The sequence below is a fragment of the Duganella qianjiadongensis genome (genome assembly GCF_009857915.1).
Taxonomy (GTDB): domain Bacteria; phylum Pseudomonadota; class Gammaproteobacteria; order Burkholderiales; family Burkholderiaceae_D; genus Rugamonas; species Rugamonas qianjiadongensis.
The window spans coordinates 1-13,694 of sequence record NZ_WWCM01000035.1 but is presented as its reverse complement, the minus strand read 5'-3'; the positions used below and the strand labels follow the sequence as shown (position 1 = coordinate 13,694).

The window sequence follows — 13,694 nt, the reverse complement described above, 5'->3', positions numbered from 1 at the left end:
CTAACATCACGCAGGCGCTGGGTTCGGCGTGGCTGCTGACGTTTACCCTGTCGCTCGATGATGTGGTGCTGTCGGCCTTCCTGTCCGGCCCCGGTTCCTCCACCATGCCTATCGTGATTTTCTCGCGCGCCCGTCTGGGTCTTGATCCGCGCGTGAACGCGGTGGCGGCGCTGACCATACTGGTGGTGTCTATCGGTGTGATCGCATCGAGCCTGTATATGGCGCGCAGCGAGCGTCTGCGTCAGAAGCAGGTCGCTGCTGCGGCCAAAGGCTGACCGGATTCAGGCCATTACGGCCTGAATCACTTTTTCTGCTGCGCGATGCGCGCGCACAGATAAGTCCACACAAACGTGGACGCAGCGTTGGAAGTGAGTTCCGCGTGGTCGTAAGGCGGCGCCACTTCCACGCAATCCATCCCGCACCAGTTCAGTTCCGCCAGCTCCTCGATAATCGATAGCACCTGCGCCGAGGTCATGCCGCCCGGTTCCGGCGTACCCGTACCCGGTGCAAAGGCCGGATCGAGACAGTCGATATCAAGTGTCATGTAGACCGGCGGGTGGCCTGCTGCCGCCATGCGGGCACGGATTTCGGCCAGTACTGGCGCCAGTTGCGCCGGGCTTTCCAGACCACGCAGTTCGCGCGCCGTGAAGACGCGGCCACCAACGGTGTTCACGTATTCGCGTGCCGCACGTTCGCCGGATGAACGGATGCCCAGCTGTATCGATGCTTGCGGAATCAGCAGACCTTCTTCCATCGCTTCATACACCCATGTGCCGTGGCCGGACGGCTCGCCGAAGTGATTGGTCCATGTATCGCAGTGCGCATCGAAGTGGACGACGGCGACAGGGCCGCCATGGATCTTGTTGAGCGCACGCAGCAGCGGCAGGGTGACGGAGTGGTCGCCGCCTAGCCAGACCATGTGGTACTTCTGCAGCAGCGCCAGCGCCTGCGGCATCAGCGCTTCGCGCATGGGACCTATGCCGGTATTGGGTAGCAGCAGGTCGCCCGCATCGGACAACTGGCCGATAGGCGTGGTGTCGAAATGCGGGTGGGTGGCGTCGCACAGCATCTGCGATGCCAGCCGGATGGCCTGAGGTCCGAGCCGTGCGCCGGGGCGGTTGGTAACGGCACCGTCAAAAGCCAGACCGGCGATGCAGTACGGTGTAGCGTGCTCCCCCCGTTCGACGTTGAGGTAGGTGCCGCTCGAACGGAAAGCAAATTCATGATTCGACATCGCTTAAATGCCTCCCATGCAGATGTATTTGATGACCAGATAATCGTCCATGCCGTAGGTAGAGCCTTCGCGTCCCAGACCGGACTGTTTGACGCCGCCGAACGGCGCGATCTCGTTGGAGATCAGTCCCGTGTTCACGCCCACCATGCCGGACTCCAGCCCTTCTGCCACGCGCCAGATGCGTCCGATGTCGCGCGAATAGAAGTAGGCGGCCAGACCGAACTCGGTATTGTTGGCCATGGCCAGCACTTCTTCGTCCTTATGGAAGCGGAACAGCGGGGCCAGCGGGCCGAAGGTCTCTTCAGTCGCGACCAGCATATCGCTGGTGACGTCGGCGATGATGGTGGGCTGGAAGAAGCTATGTCCCAGCGCGTGACGCGCGCCACCGGCTAGCACCTTGCCGCCTTTGGCGACGGCGTCGGCGATGTGCTGCTCCACTTTGAGGATAGCCTTTTCTTCGATCATCGGGCCTTGCGTCACGCCCGCTTCCACCCCATTACCTACCTTGAGTTTAGCTACCGCAGCCACCAGCTTGGCAGCGAAGGCTTGGTACACGCCATCCTGTACGTACAGGCGGTTGGCGCATACGCAGGTCTGGCCGGCATTGCGGTATTTGGAGGCGATAGCGCCTTCAACGGCCGCATCGAGGTCGGCATCATCGAACACGATGAAGGGCGCATTGCCGCCCAGTTCCAGCGACAGCTTCTTGATGGTGGGCGCGCATTGCTGCATCAGCAGGCGGCCCACTGCGGTGGAGCCGGTGAAGCTCAGTTTGCGCACCACCGGATTGGAGCTCATCTCTGCACCGATGGCACGGGCGTCGCCCGTAATGACGTTGAACACACCGGCTGGAATGCCGGCCCGTTCTGCCAGCACGGCCAGCGCCAGAGCAGAATATGGCGTCAGTTCTGCAGGCTTGACGACAATAGGGCAGCCCGCAGCGAGTGCCGGCCCCACTTTGCGGGTGATCATGGCCGAAGGGAAGTTCCATGGCGTGATGGCGGCGCATACGCCGATAGGCTCTTTGGTCACCACGAGGCGGCGGTCCGGCCACGGCGATTGCAGGGTTTCGCCCGCTACCCGCTTGCCTTCTTCTGCAAACCATTCGATGAAGGATGCAGCGTAGGCGATTTCGCCTCTGGCTTCGGCCAGTGGCTTGCCCTGTTCTACTGTCATGATCAGGGCCAGATCGTCAGCGTTTTCCAGCATCAGGTCATTCCACTTGCGCAGCAGGGCGGAGCGTTCCTTGGCAGTTTTTTTGCGCCATGCGGGCCATGCGGCGCTGGCGGCGCTGATTGCGGCTGCCGTGTCGGCCGCGCCCATATACGGCACGCTGCCCAGCGCTGCGCCGGTGGCCGGATTGTGCACGGTTAGTGTGGCGCCATCGGCTGCGTCCAGCCATGCGCCGTTAATGTAGCACTGGTAGCGCAGCAGGGAAGGGTCTTTCAGGGCGATCATGCTGCCGCCTCCTTGAGTGCCGCGCTCAGGATGGCCAGCGCTTCATCCATCACATGGTCTTCTATGGTGAGCGGGAACAGGAAGCGCACCACGTTGCTATACACGCCGCAGGTGAGCAGTATCAGCCCTTTTTGCAGGGCCAGTGTCTGTACCTTCTTGGTAAAGGCAGCATCCGGTTCGCCGCTGGCAGGATCGGCAAACTCCATCGCGATCATGGCGCCGGGGCCGCGCACGTCGGAAATCTGCGGGACGGCACTGCGCAGGCCTTGCAGGGTTTCCTTGAGACGGCCGCCCAGCACGATAGCGCGCTGGCATAGCTGTTCTTCCTCGATCACGTCGATCACCGCCAGTGCCGAAGCTATCGCCAGCGGATTACCGGCATAGGTGCCACCGAGGCCGCCGGGATTCGGTGCATCCATGATTTCGGCGCGGCCGCATACGGCCGACAGCGGCATGCCGCCTGCCAGACTTTTCGCAATCGTCATCAGGTCCGGCACCACGTCGTAGTGTTCCATGGCGAACAGCTTGCCGGTACGGGCAAAGCCGGTCTGGATTTCATCGGCGATCAGAAGGATGCCGTGCTGGTCGCACAAGGCGCGCAGCGCACGCATGAACTCCGGCGGCGCCGCATAGAAGCCGCCTTCGCCCTGCACCGGCTCGAGTATGATGGCAGCTACCCGCTGCGGATCGACATCAGCCTTGAACAGCGTGTGCACGGCATTCATGGCGTCATCTACGCTCACGCCATGCAGTTCTACCGGATACGGTGCGTGATAGATCTCGGCAGGGAAGGGGCCAAAGCCGATCTTGTACGGCGCCACCTTGCCGGTCAGCGCCATACCCATCATGGTGCGGCCATGGAAGCCGCCGGCAAAGGCGATCACTGCGCTGCGGCCCGTTGCGGCGCGGGCGATCTTGATGGCGTTTTCTACGGCTTCGGCACCGCTGGAGAAGAAGGCAGTTTTCTTGGCATGCTTGCCCGGGGTGAGCTGGTTGATGCGTTCGGCCAGTTCCACGTACTGGGCGTACGGCACGACCTGATAGCAGGTGTGGGTGAACTTGCCCAGTTGCTGTTCGATGGCGGCCATTAGTTTGGGATGACGGTGGCCTGTGTTGAGCACGGCGATACCGGCAGCGAAGTCGATATAGCGTCGGCCCTCCACGTCCCATAGTTCGGCATTTAGCGCGCGCTCGGCGTAGAACTGGCACATCACTCCCACGCCGCGTGGCGTGGCCGCATCTTTACGTTTCTGCAGGTCTGCATTATTCATGGTGATTCCGGATAGGACGGGTTGATCAAAAAGCTAAATCGATACTACACGCCGAAACGGAACCATGAATAGGGCCACAATTAAGATGTTGATGGTGCCACTTTGCGTTCTTGTCGTTCAACATAGCCCTGACGGTATTCCCACCATGCCGTGCCGACGAAAATCGCCGCGCCACACCACAGCACGGCGGGCAGGGCGTTGATGCCCACGGTCTGCATCAGCACACCTGTCAGCAGCGGGCCGCCGCTGCTGGTAATGCCCCAGCTGGCGTTGACCACGGCACTGGCGGCCACCAGCGACTGGCCGTTGAAGCGCGCGCCGCAGGCCACCAGCGACAGCATGTAGATGGCGCCCGCTGTGGCGCCCAGCATCAACAGCACAGTCCACCATAGCCACGGTGTGCCAGCGGCAAACGGCAGTATCGGCAGCAGCAGGCAGACGGCAATGCCGCAGCCGGTGTGCACCTTGCGCCGTCCCACATGGTCGGCCAGCCAGCCGAAGACGAATTGCAGCGCGGTGTCGCCCACCAGCACCACGGTGGCCGACAGCAGCGCCAGTTCGGTGGCGATGCCATGGCGGATGGCATACAGCGGCAGCAGGCTCAGTGCCAGTGTATCGAACAGGGCGAAGAAGGCGGCACCGGCGACTATCATCAGCATGCGCGGCAGCACGCGCTGCCATGACACATGGGGCTCGTCGTCATCCGCGTGGGCACCGCCGGAAATCAGCACCATGCCCGGTAGAGCCAGCAGGAACAGCGCGCCGCACACGGCAAACGGCATGCTGACGCGGCCCTCCATCTGCGCCACTAGCGCAGGGCCGATCAGCTGGAACAGGGTAAAGCTGGTGGTGTACATGGCCACCACGCGGCCGCGCGAATTGACGGGTGCCAGCCGGTTGACCCAGGCTTCGCCTATGGTGAACAGCACACCCATGGCCGCGCCGAAGATAAAGCGCAGCAGGCCCCAGCAGAGCAGCGAATCGGTCACTTCCATCAGCGCGGTGGACAGGCCGCCAGCGATGATGGCGGCGATCATGCTGCTGCGCGGGCCGTGGCTGGCGGTCCAGCGCGACACGAACGGGGCGGCGGCGAGTATGCCGAAGGCACTGGCAGCCGTGATGATGCCGATGATGTCGGTGCCGACGCCACGGCTGTCCAGCGTGAGCGCGGTGAGCGGTATGGTGGCGCCCAGTCCTAGTCCGACCACGCCGATGCTGGCCACGAGGGCGATGAAGTCACGCCATGGCATAGTTTTCATCAGCGTACTCCCGACTGGATTACGGCGGCCAGCAGGCGGCCATAGTAGGCGATCTTCTCCGGCGTGCAGTAGGCATAGCCCACCAGCAGGCCGCGCCGCACGGGCGGCGCCAGATAGTAGGTGGACAGGGCTTTGACCTGTATGCCCGATTCGGCCGCCAGTTTTTCCAGCGCCACGTCGTCCACCCTATCGGGCAGTTCCACCACCAGATGCAGGCCCGATTCTTCGCTCGATATCGTCACTGTCTGGGCCAGCTGCGAACCTAGCTGGTGCACCAGCGTACGGCGCAGTAACTCGCGCCGTGCACCGTAGGTCTGGCGGATTTTGCGGATGTGGGTGGTGAAGTGGCCCAGCGCGATAAAGTCGGCCAGTGCCGCCTGCACCATCAGCTGGCCGGGGCGCTGCAGATCATACAGCGCGCTCTTGAAGCCATTGATCAGCGCCGGCGGCACCACCAGATAGCCGATCTTGATACCGGGGTAGAGCACCTTGGAGAAAGTGCCCATGTAGAGCACGCGGTCATCGTTATCGAGGCCCTGTAGTGCTGCCAGCGGACGCCCTGTGTAGCGGAATTCGCTGTCGTAATCGTCTTCCAGTATCCACGCATCCTTGCGCACGGCCACATCGAGCAGCTCGCGACGGCGCGTCAGGCTCATGACAGCGCCGGTGGGGTACTGGTGCGATGGCGTCACATAGATCAGTTTGGGCGTGGTAGCCAGATCGGCTTCTTCCAGCGCCATGCCGTCGCTATCGACAGTAATCGGATGCAGCTTCAGTTCGCGCGCCTCGAACACGCGGCGCGCGCCCCAGTAACAAGGGTCCTCCACCCAAGCCGTATCGCCCACATCGGCCAGCAGTTGCGCACACAGATCGAGCGACTGCTGGGTGCCACTGGTGATCATCACCTGTTCCACCTGCACTTTGACGGAGCGCGAGATGCGCAGGTATTCCGTAATGGCCTGGCGCAGCGGCAGGTAGCCGCCGGACTGGCCATAGTCCAGCAGATCGGCGCGCGCTTCGCGCCACACCCGGTTCTGCAGGCGCTGCCACAGCTTGAAGGGGAAGGAAGAAAAGTCCGCATCGCCCGGTGCAAAAGGCTGTATCTCGAAGCGGGGACCGGCAGCGAAACTGGTCAGTGCCTGGCCGCGGTGCGACAGCGGCATGCCGCCGCCGCTACTCGGCACTGCAGCACGCGGGCTGTGTGGCGCAGAACCAACACCGCGCATGCTGGCGCTGTGCGCCTGCAGATCGCTCACATAAGTACCGCTACCCAGTTCGCTATGCACATAGCCTTCGGCCGCCAGCTGTTCGAAAGCGGCGATCACGGTGTTGCGCGAAATCCCCAGATCCCGCGCCAGATCACGGCTCGACGGGAGTTTGCTGCCTGCGCCCAGCTGCTGTTTATGGATGGCGGCTTTGGCCGCCTCGTACAGACGGCGCTGCTGGGGCAGGCGCGGATGGAAGTCGGTTTCGGCCAGCGTATGGGCGAGCAGATCGGAAGTGGAGAGCATTTTTAAAGTGGTTCTATTCATAAGCCATAAGTGGCACTGACAATGATACCAAATTCCGCATATGATTAATTGAAATTCAAGCCATATCGGAGCAAGATTGACTTGAATACACTGCTTTGTGACCTGCTTTGGGCAATTTCTGCGCTGGCGTCACACAGCAGTCATAGAGTGGTACCAAAAATGCGTAATGAAAGTTCATATGCGTAGCCCAATCGTTCTGTTACCCGCCTGCGTGAATCAGATTGGCGCCCACCCGTATCACACGGCCCAGCTGAAATATGTAGCCGCCGTCGCCACCGGTGCTGGCGCTACGCCGCTGATCGTGCCGGCACTCGGCGAGCAGACCGACTTTGATGCGCTGCTTGATCTGGCGGACGGCATCATGCTCACCGGCTCTCCATCCAATGTGCACGCCAGCCTGTATGGCGAAACCGTGCGTGATCCTGCCCTGCCGCAGGATGCGGCGCGTGATGCCACCACGCTGCCGCTGATTCGCGCAGCCATCAAGCGCGGCATACCGCTGCTGGCCATCTGCCGCGGTTTTCAGGAAGTGAACGTGGCGCTGGGCGGTACGCTGCATCAGGCCGTGCATGAAGTAGCAGGCATGGCCGACCACCGCGAACAGAAAGGCCAGCCGCTGGAGCAGCAGTATGCGCTGGCCCACCGTGTGCAGCTGGAACCTGCCGGACATTTGATGCAGATGCTCGGTGGTGCTAGCGAAATCATGGTCAACTCGCTGCACGGACAGGGCATCAGGCAACTGGCGCCCGGTCTGGCAGTGGAAGCACGTGCCGACGACGGTCTGGTGGAAGCCTACCGCGTGGCCGATGCGGCCGGCTTTACGCTGGCAGTGCAGTGGCACCCCGAGTGGCGCCTGCAGGAAAACCCCGAATCGATGAAGCTGTTCCACGCCTTTGGCGAGGCTTGTCGCATCTATAAAGAAGGGCGAGGCGGCGTGCCGTAGTGGCGCCGTTTGGTACTAAGGTAGTACAGCATTACCCGTAGCAGGAAAAGTGGGCTAACCCTTGGCCAGCGCCCGGCCAGTCCTGCAGATGATTAAGACAATACGAGAGAGAGTTATGGCAATACGCGAGAATTTCACCTACAACGACATGGACTTGTGGCTGAATGAAAAACACGTTACAGAAATTGAATGTCTGGTGCCCGACCTGACCGGTGTGGCACGCGGCAAAATCCTCCCGCGCGGTAAATTCACCACCGAGCGCGGCATGCGCATCCCTGAAGCCGTGCTGGGTATGACGGTAACGGGCAACTACCCGACCGAAGATGATGCCTATGACCGCGCCATCTCCGCCACCGACCGCGACATGATTCTGCGCGCCGATCCTACCACCATCACCATGGTGCCATGGGCGACCGACCCGACTGCGCAGGTGATCCACGACTGCTATTTTGCCGATGGCCGGCTGGTGGACTTTGCGCCGCGCTCGGTGCTGCGCCGTGTACTGAAACTGTATGAAGACCGCGGCTGGAAACCTGTGGTGGCGCCGGAACTGGAGTTTTACCTGACCGCCAAAAACAGCGATCCCGATCTGCCACTGCGTCCGCCGGTAGGCCGTAGCGGCCGTGCCGAAACCAGCCGTCAGGTGTATAGCATCGACGCAGTGAACGAGTTCGACCCGCTGTTCGAAGACATCTACGACTACTGCGACATGATGAATCTGGACGTCGATACCCTGATTCACGAAATCGGCGCAGGTCAGATGGAAATCAACTTCCTGCACGGCGATCCGCTAGGTCTGGCCGACAAGGTATTCTTCTTCAAGCGTACCCTGCGCGAAGCGGCGCTCAAGCACGATATGTACGCCACCTTCATGGCCAAGCCTATGGCTGGCGAACCCGGTTCCGCCATGCACGTGCACCAGAGCGTGGTCGATGTGAAGACCGGCAAGAACATCTTCAGCGCAGAAGATGGTTCTGCTGCCCCTATCTTCAAGCACTACATCGGCGGCCTGCAACGCTACATGCCGTCGGCCATGGCGATTGTTGCGCCATACGTGAACTCCTACCGCCGTCTGGTGCGTCACACGGCCGCACCGATCAACATCCAGTGGGGCATGGATAACCGCACCGTGGGTTTCCGTGTGCCGGAATCGGGCGTCAATGACCGCCGCGTGGAAAACCGCATTATCGGTGCCGATGCCAATCCGTATCTGGCGCTGGCGGTCACGCTGGCCTGCGGCTTCCTCGGCATGACCGAACAGCTGGAGCCTACGCCGATGACCGTCAACAGCGCCTACGACCTGAAAGTGGAACTTCCACAGGGTCTGCCGGAAGCGCTGCAACTGCTGCGCAACGAGGACAAGCTGCGCAGCGTGCTGGGCGAGCGCTTCATCGATGTGTATGCGGCCATCAAGGATCTGGAGCACCAGGAATTCATGACGGTGATCAGTCCATGGGAACGCGAACACCTGTTGCTGCACGTCTGATTTCATCCTTAAAAAAGTAGGGAATTAACATGGCTAATAATCCTCTGGCGCCTAGCGCCGCATTCGTCACGTCTGTCAAAAGTATCGTGGCACAGGAAGTAGTGGACACGGCAGCAATCCAGCAGCTCGATACGGCGCACTATATGCATCCGTTCACCGACCACAAGGCGCTGGGCGAGAAGGGCGCGCGGGTGATGGTGCGCGGCGATGGCATCTATCTGTGGGACTCGGAAGGCAAGAAGATCGTCGACGGCATGTCGGGCCTGTGGTGCGTGAATGTGGGCTATGGCCGCCACAGCATTTCGCAGGCGGTGTACCAGCAGATGGAGACGCTGCCTTTCTATAACAGCTTCTTCAACACCACCAATGTACCGGCGGTGAAGCTGGCGACCAAGCTGGCGGAAATCGCGCCAGCGGGCCTTAACCATGTGTTCTTTACCGGTTCCGGCTCGGAAGGCAACGACACCAATGTGCGCATGGTGCGGCGCTACTGGGATGTGCTGGGCCACAAGGACAAGCACACCATCATCAGCCGCCACAATGCCTATCACGGCAGCACCATGGCCGGAGCTTCGCTGGGCGGCATGGAAGGCATGCACGCGCAGGGTGGCCTGCCGATACCGGGCATCGTGCATATCGGCCAGCCCAACTATCTGGAGTCGGGCCGTGGCATGACGGAAGACGAATTCGGCATCGAAGCAGCTTCGTGGCTGGAGAAAAAAATTCTCGAAGTGGGCGTGGAAAAAGTCGCCGCCTTTATCGGCGAACCGGTGCAGGGCGCGGGCGGCGTGATTATTCCGCCCAAAACCTACTGGCCGGAAATCCAGCGCATCTGCGACAAGTACGGCATTCTGCTGATCGCCGATGAAGTGATCTGCGGCTTTGGCCGGCTCGGTACCTGGTTCGCCTCCGAGCTGTTCGGCATCAAGCCTGATCTGATCACGTTTGCCAAAGGCGTCACCTCCGGCTACGTGCCGCTGGGCGGTGTGCTGGTGGGCGACCGCGTTGCCAAAGTGCTGATCGAGCAGGGCGGCGAATTCAATCACGGCTTCACCTATTCCGGCCATCCGGTGGCCTGCGCAGCGGCGCTGGAAAACATCCGCATCATCGAAGATGAAGAGCTGGTGCAGCGCGTTGCAAATGAAACGGGGCCTTATCTGAACAAGCGCTTTGCCGAACTGGCCGATCATCCGCTGGTGGGCTATGCCAATAGCTGCGGCTTCGTAGCTGGCCTCAATCTGGTGCGCAAGAAGGCTGCGGTGGTGCACGATCATGAAGCCTTTGATGAAGCGCTGGCAGTCGGCATGGTGTGCCGCGGCTATATGTTCAACAACGGCATGATCATGCGTGCTGTGGGTGACCGCATGATTATCGCGCCGCCACTGGTGATGACGACGGCACAGATCGACGAAATGATAGCCCTGATCCGCCACTGTCTGGACCTGACATATGCCGATGTACAGAAGCGCGGCTGGGTATAGTTTTTGCTGAAGGTAGACACGAAGTTTAGTAGCACAGTTTTTTTCCGGACGTATTCTCAACAGATCGAAAGAGGAAAATAATAATGACGCCTAATCCAGCACTAAAGCATCGAATGTCCCGCGGGCTGGCTAGCCTGATTTCTGCAGCAGCCCTTAGTGCAGCAGCCGCGCTTCCTGCCGCAGCACAGCAGGAAGAGAAGGTCCTGAACATTTACAACTGGTCGGACTACATTGCCGAAGACACCATCAAGAACTTTGAAAAGGAAACCGGCATCAAGGTCCGTTACGACCTGTTCGATAGTAACGAAGTACTGCATGCCAAACTGGCGGCAGGTAAAACCGGCTACGACATCGTCGTCCCTTCGTCCAACTGGGCGCGCCTGCAGATCGATGGTGGCCTGCTGCGCGAGCTGGATAAGAGCAAGCTGCCTAATCTGGCCAATATGGACCCGCAGCTGCAGGCACTGATAGGCAAGCTCGATCCGGGTAATAAACATCTGGTGGTCTGGCTGTGGGGCTTTACCACGCTGGGCATCAATGTGGACAAGGTCAAGGCTGCACTGGGCAGCACGCCCATGCCGGAAAATGCCTGGGACCTGATCTTCGATCCGAAATATGTCTCCAAACTGAAGTCCTGTGGCGTATCCGTACTCGACTCGCCTTCCGAAATTCTGCCGCCTGCACTGCAGTACATTAACAAGCCAGCCTTCTCGAAGAACGCTTCCGACTATCAGGACGCCGGCCGTCTGCTGCAATCGATTCGCCCCTACATCACCCTGTTCTCGTCTTCCGGTTACATCAACGATCTGGCCAACGGCTCGCTGTGCCTATCGCTGGGCTGGTCTGGCGATATCAACATCGCCCGTCAGCGCGCCATCGACGCCAAGAATGGCAACAACATCGTCGCGCTGGTTCCCAAGACTACCGCTACTCTGCTGTTCGACACCATGGCCATCCCGACCGATGCGCCACACCCGAACAATGCCCACCTGTGGATCAACTACATCACCCGTCCCGAGGTGCACGCCAGTCTGACCAACAAGGTGTTCTACGCCAATCCGAATGCCGCTGCGCTCAAGTTCGTGAAGAAGGAACTGGCCGAGAACAAGACCATCTACCTGAGCGACGAAGACAAGAAACGCATGACGGTGCCCGAGCCCTATAGCTCCGATACCCGCCGCGTCATGACGCGCGTCTATACCAAGTTCAAAACCGGCCTCTGATCGCTGTATCGGGCACCCGGCATGGCCCGGGTGCGGCCGCCGCATGTCCGTTTGATTTTTTGACTGCTCTATCATGAATAAAGCTTCTATTGCTACGTCCGTACGAGACGCCGACCAGCCGTTTCTGGCGATCCGGAATCTGGTGAAATCGTTCGATGGCGTTCGTGCCGTGGACGATATTTCGGTATCCATCCACAAAGGCGAAATCTTTGCGCTGCTCGGCAGTTCCGGCTGCGGCAAGTCCACCCTGCTGCGCATGCTGGCCGGTTTCGAAACGCCGACTTCGGGCCAGATACTGCTAGGCGGGCAGAACATCGTCAGCGTGCCGCCATATCAGCGTCCCATCAATATGATGTTCCAGTCGTATGCGCTGTTCCCCCATCTCTCGGTGTGGGACAACGTGGCCTTCGGCCTGCGCCGCGACGGCATGCCGCAAGACCAGGTGGCCGAGCGGGTGAAGAAGATGCTCGATCTGGTACAGCTGGCCAAGTACGGCAAGCGCAAGCCGCATCAGCTGTCCGGTGGCCAGCAGCAGCGTGTGGCACTAGCGCGCAGCTTGGCCAAGCGTCCGCAGTTGCTGCTGCTGGACGAACCGCTCGGTGCGCTGGATAAGAAGCTGCGCGAACAGACGCAGATGGAACTGGTCAGCATTATCGAGGAAGTGGGTGTGACCTGCGTGATGGTGACGCACGATCAGGATGAAGCCATGAGCATGGCCACCCGTATCGCCATCATGAGCGAAGGGCGTATTCTGCAGGTAGGCGCACCGGACGAAATCTACGAAACCCCGAACTGCCGTTTCGTGGCCGACTTCATCGGCAGCGTCAACATGTTCGAAGGCCGCGTGGTGGTGGATCAGCCGGACCATGTGATCGTCGAATCGCCCGAAGGCCAGCATTACATCAACCACGGCATTACCGGCACCATGGGCATGGAAGTAGCTATTGCCGTGCGTCCCGAGAAAATCTGCATCCAGCTCGAGGCGCCAACCGACCAGCAGCGCGCCAGTCTGGCCGAACAGGGTTATAACCAGGCTTCCGGCGTGATTACGGCGCTGGCCTACTTCGGTAACGAGACCCGCTACCACGTGCGGCTCGATAGCGGCATGGACCTGCGCGTCTCGCGTACCAATGCAGCGCGCCACCAGACCACCACGCTGGAGCGCGATATGCGCGTGCATGCATGGTGGGATGGTTCCGACATCGTGGCACTGACCAGCTGAGTGACGCCATGAAGAAATCTCTCATGCATGCCTTGAGTCTGCGCTGGATTACGGGACGGCGGGTAGTCATCGCCGTGCCTTTCCTGTGGCTGACCTTTGCCTTCCTCGTGCCCTTCCTGATCGTGATGCGCATCAGTTTTACGGAATCGGACGGCGGCAACCCGTTCGGCACCCTGATGACCATGGTGGATGGGGTGATCACGCTGAAGGTCAAGATATCCAACTACCTGTTCATCGCACAGGATGACCTGTATGTGATGACCTATCTGAGTTCGCTCAAGTTCGCCGCCATCACTACGGTGCTGTGCCTGATCATCGGCTACCCGTTCGCCTACTTCATGGCACGCGCGCGCAGCACCCTGCGTCCCGTGCTGATGATGATGGTGATGCTGCCGTTCTGGACTTCCTTCCTGCTGCGTATCTATGCATGGAAGGGCATCCTTGCCAACAACGGCATCCTCAATCACATCCTGATGAGCATGGGCGTGATCAGCGAACCGCTGCACCTGATGAACACCCAGTTCTCGCTCATCATCGGCATGGTGTACGCCTATCTGCCGTTCATGATCCTGCCGCTGTATGCCA

11 protein-coding genes and 1 pseudogene are annotated in these 13,694 nt (G+C 60.5%); 7 read left to right on the top strand and 5 right to left on the bottom strand.

Annotation, left to right across the window (positions count from 1 at the left end; translation table 11 throughout):
* Window positions 1–275: pseudogene (locus GTP27_RS22760) on the top strand (putrescine ABC transporter permease PotI); the annotation flags it as partial.
* Between the two features lie 26 nt (window positions 276–301).
* On the opposite strand, the gene speB reads toward GTP27_RS22760, so the two are convergent.
* From speB to pdxR, 5 genes are all read right to left on the bottom strand, one after another.
* Complete coding sequence (gene speB / locus GTP27_RS22755; RefSeq protein ID WP_161041381.1) at window positions 302–1,234, bottom strand: agmatinase; 933 nt, start codon at window positions 1,232–1,234, stop codon at window positions 302–304.
* Between the two features lie 3 nt (window positions 1,235–1,237).
* Entirely contained in the window at window positions 1,238–2,692 is a 1,455-nt protein-coding gene (locus GTP27_RS22750; RefSeq protein WP_161041380.1) for an NAD-dependent succinate-semialdehyde dehydrogenase, read from the bottom strand.
* Complete coding sequence (locus GTP27_RS22745; protein ID WP_161041379.1) at window positions 2,689–3,963, bottom strand: 4-aminobutyrate--2-oxoglutarate transaminase; 1,275 nt, start codon at window positions 3,961–3,963, stop codon at window positions 2,689–2,691. Before GTP27_RS22745 ends, GTP27_RS22750 begins: the two co-directional genes overlap by 4 nt.
* 80 nt (window positions 3,964–4,043) lie before the next feature.
* Window positions 4,044–5,222 (bottom strand): MFS transporter, encoded by a 1,179-nt coding sequence (locus tag GTP27_RS22740; protein ID WP_161041378.1) that lies wholly within the window; start codon window positions 5,220–5,222, stop codon window positions 4,044–4,046.
* A complete protein-coding gene (pdxR, locus tag GTP27_RS22735) occupies window positions 5,222–6,733 on the bottom strand; it encodes a MocR-like pyridoxine biosynthesis transcription factor PdxR (protein ID WP_161041377.1) in 1,512 nt (503 codons plus the stop codon). Before pdxR ends, GTP27_RS22740 begins: the two co-directional genes overlap by 1 nt.
* 199 nt (window positions 6,734–6,932) lie before the next feature.
* Here pdxR and GTP27_RS22730 point away from each other — a divergent pair, with 199 nt between their 5' ends.
* The 6 genes from GTP27_RS22730 to GTP27_RS22705 all read left to right on the top strand — a co-directional run.
* Complete coding sequence (locus GTP27_RS22730; RefSeq protein WP_161041376.1) at window positions 6,933–7,697, top strand: gamma-glutamyl-gamma-aminobutyrate hydrolase family protein; 765 nt, start codon at window positions 6,933–6,935, stop codon at window positions 7,695–7,697.
* Between the two features lie 115 nt (window positions 7,698–7,812).
* The gene (locus GTP27_RS22725) at window positions 7,813–9,183 is read left to right on the top strand and encodes a glutamine synthetase family protein (RefSeq protein WP_161041375.1); all 1,371 of its coding nucleotides are present in this window, start codon (window positions 7,813–7,815) and stop codon (window positions 9,181–9,183) included.
* Window positions 9,184–9,212: 29 nt separating this feature from the next.
* Complete coding sequence (locus GTP27_RS22720; RefSeq protein ID WP_161041374.1) at window positions 9,213–10,664, top strand: aspartate aminotransferase family protein; 1,452 nt, start codon at window positions 9,213–9,215, stop codon at window positions 10,662–10,664.
* Window positions 10,665–10,777: 113 nt separating this feature from the next.
* The gene (locus GTP27_RS22715) at window positions 10,778–11,887 is read left to right on the top strand and encodes a polyamine ABC transporter substrate-binding protein (protein ID WP_161041373.1); all 1,110 of its coding nucleotides are present in this window, start codon (window positions 10,778–10,780) and stop codon (window positions 11,885–11,887) included.
* Between the two features lie 73 nt (window positions 11,888–11,960).
* Entirely contained in the window at window positions 11,961–13,109 is a 1,149-nt protein-coding gene (locus GTP27_RS22710; RefSeq protein WP_161041372.1) for an ABC transporter ATP-binding protein, read from the top strand.
* Window positions 13,110–13,117: 8 nt separating this feature from the next.
* Window positions 13,118–13,694, top strand: a 577-nt coding sequence (locus GTP27_RS22705; RefSeq protein WP_503826534.1) for an ABC transporter permease, incomplete at its 3' end; no start/stop codon positions are given.

What these genes read in the sequence shown, in the direction of transcription:
- speB (WP_161041381.1), bottom strand. Translation starts at nt 1,234, where the DNA reads ATGTCGAATCATGAATTTGCTTTCCGTTCGAGCGGCACCTACCTCAAC.
- GTP27_RS22750 (WP_161041380.1), bottom strand. Translation starts at nt 2,692, where the DNA reads ATGATCGCCCTGAAAGACCCTTCCCTGCTGCGCTACCAGTGCTACATT.
- GTP27_RS22745 (WP_161041379.1), bottom strand. Translation starts at nt 3,963, where the DNA reads ATGAATAATGCAGACCTGCAGAAACGTAAAGATGCGGCCACGCCACGC.
- GTP27_RS22740 (WP_161041378.1), bottom strand. Translation starts at nt 5,222, where the DNA reads ATGAAAACTATGCCATGGCGTGACTTCATCGCCCTCGTGGCCAGCATC.
- pdxR (WP_161041377.1), bottom strand. Translation starts at nt 6,733, where the DNA reads ATGCTCTCCACTTCCGATCTGCTCGCCCATACGCTGGCCGAAACCGAC.
- GTP27_RS22730 (WP_161041376.1), top strand. Translation starts at nt 6,933, where the DNA reads ATGCGTAGCCCAATCGTTCTGTTACCCGCCTGCGTGAATCAGATTGGC.
- GTP27_RS22725 (WP_161041375.1), top strand. Translation starts at nt 7,813, where the DNA reads ATGGCAATACGCGAGAATTTCACCTACAACGACATGGACTTGTGGCTG.
- GTP27_RS22720 (WP_161041374.1), top strand. Translation starts at nt 9,213, where the DNA reads ATGGCTAATAATCCTCTGGCGCCTAGCGCCGCATTCGTCACGTCTGTC.
- GTP27_RS22715 (WP_161041373.1), top strand. Translation starts at nt 10,778, where the DNA reads ATGTCCCGCGGGCTGGCTAGCCTGATTTCTGCAGCAGCCCTTAGTGCA.
- GTP27_RS22710 (WP_161041372.1), top strand. Translation starts at nt 11,961, where the DNA reads ATGAATAAAGCTTCTATTGCTACGTCCGTACGAGACGCCGACCAGCCG.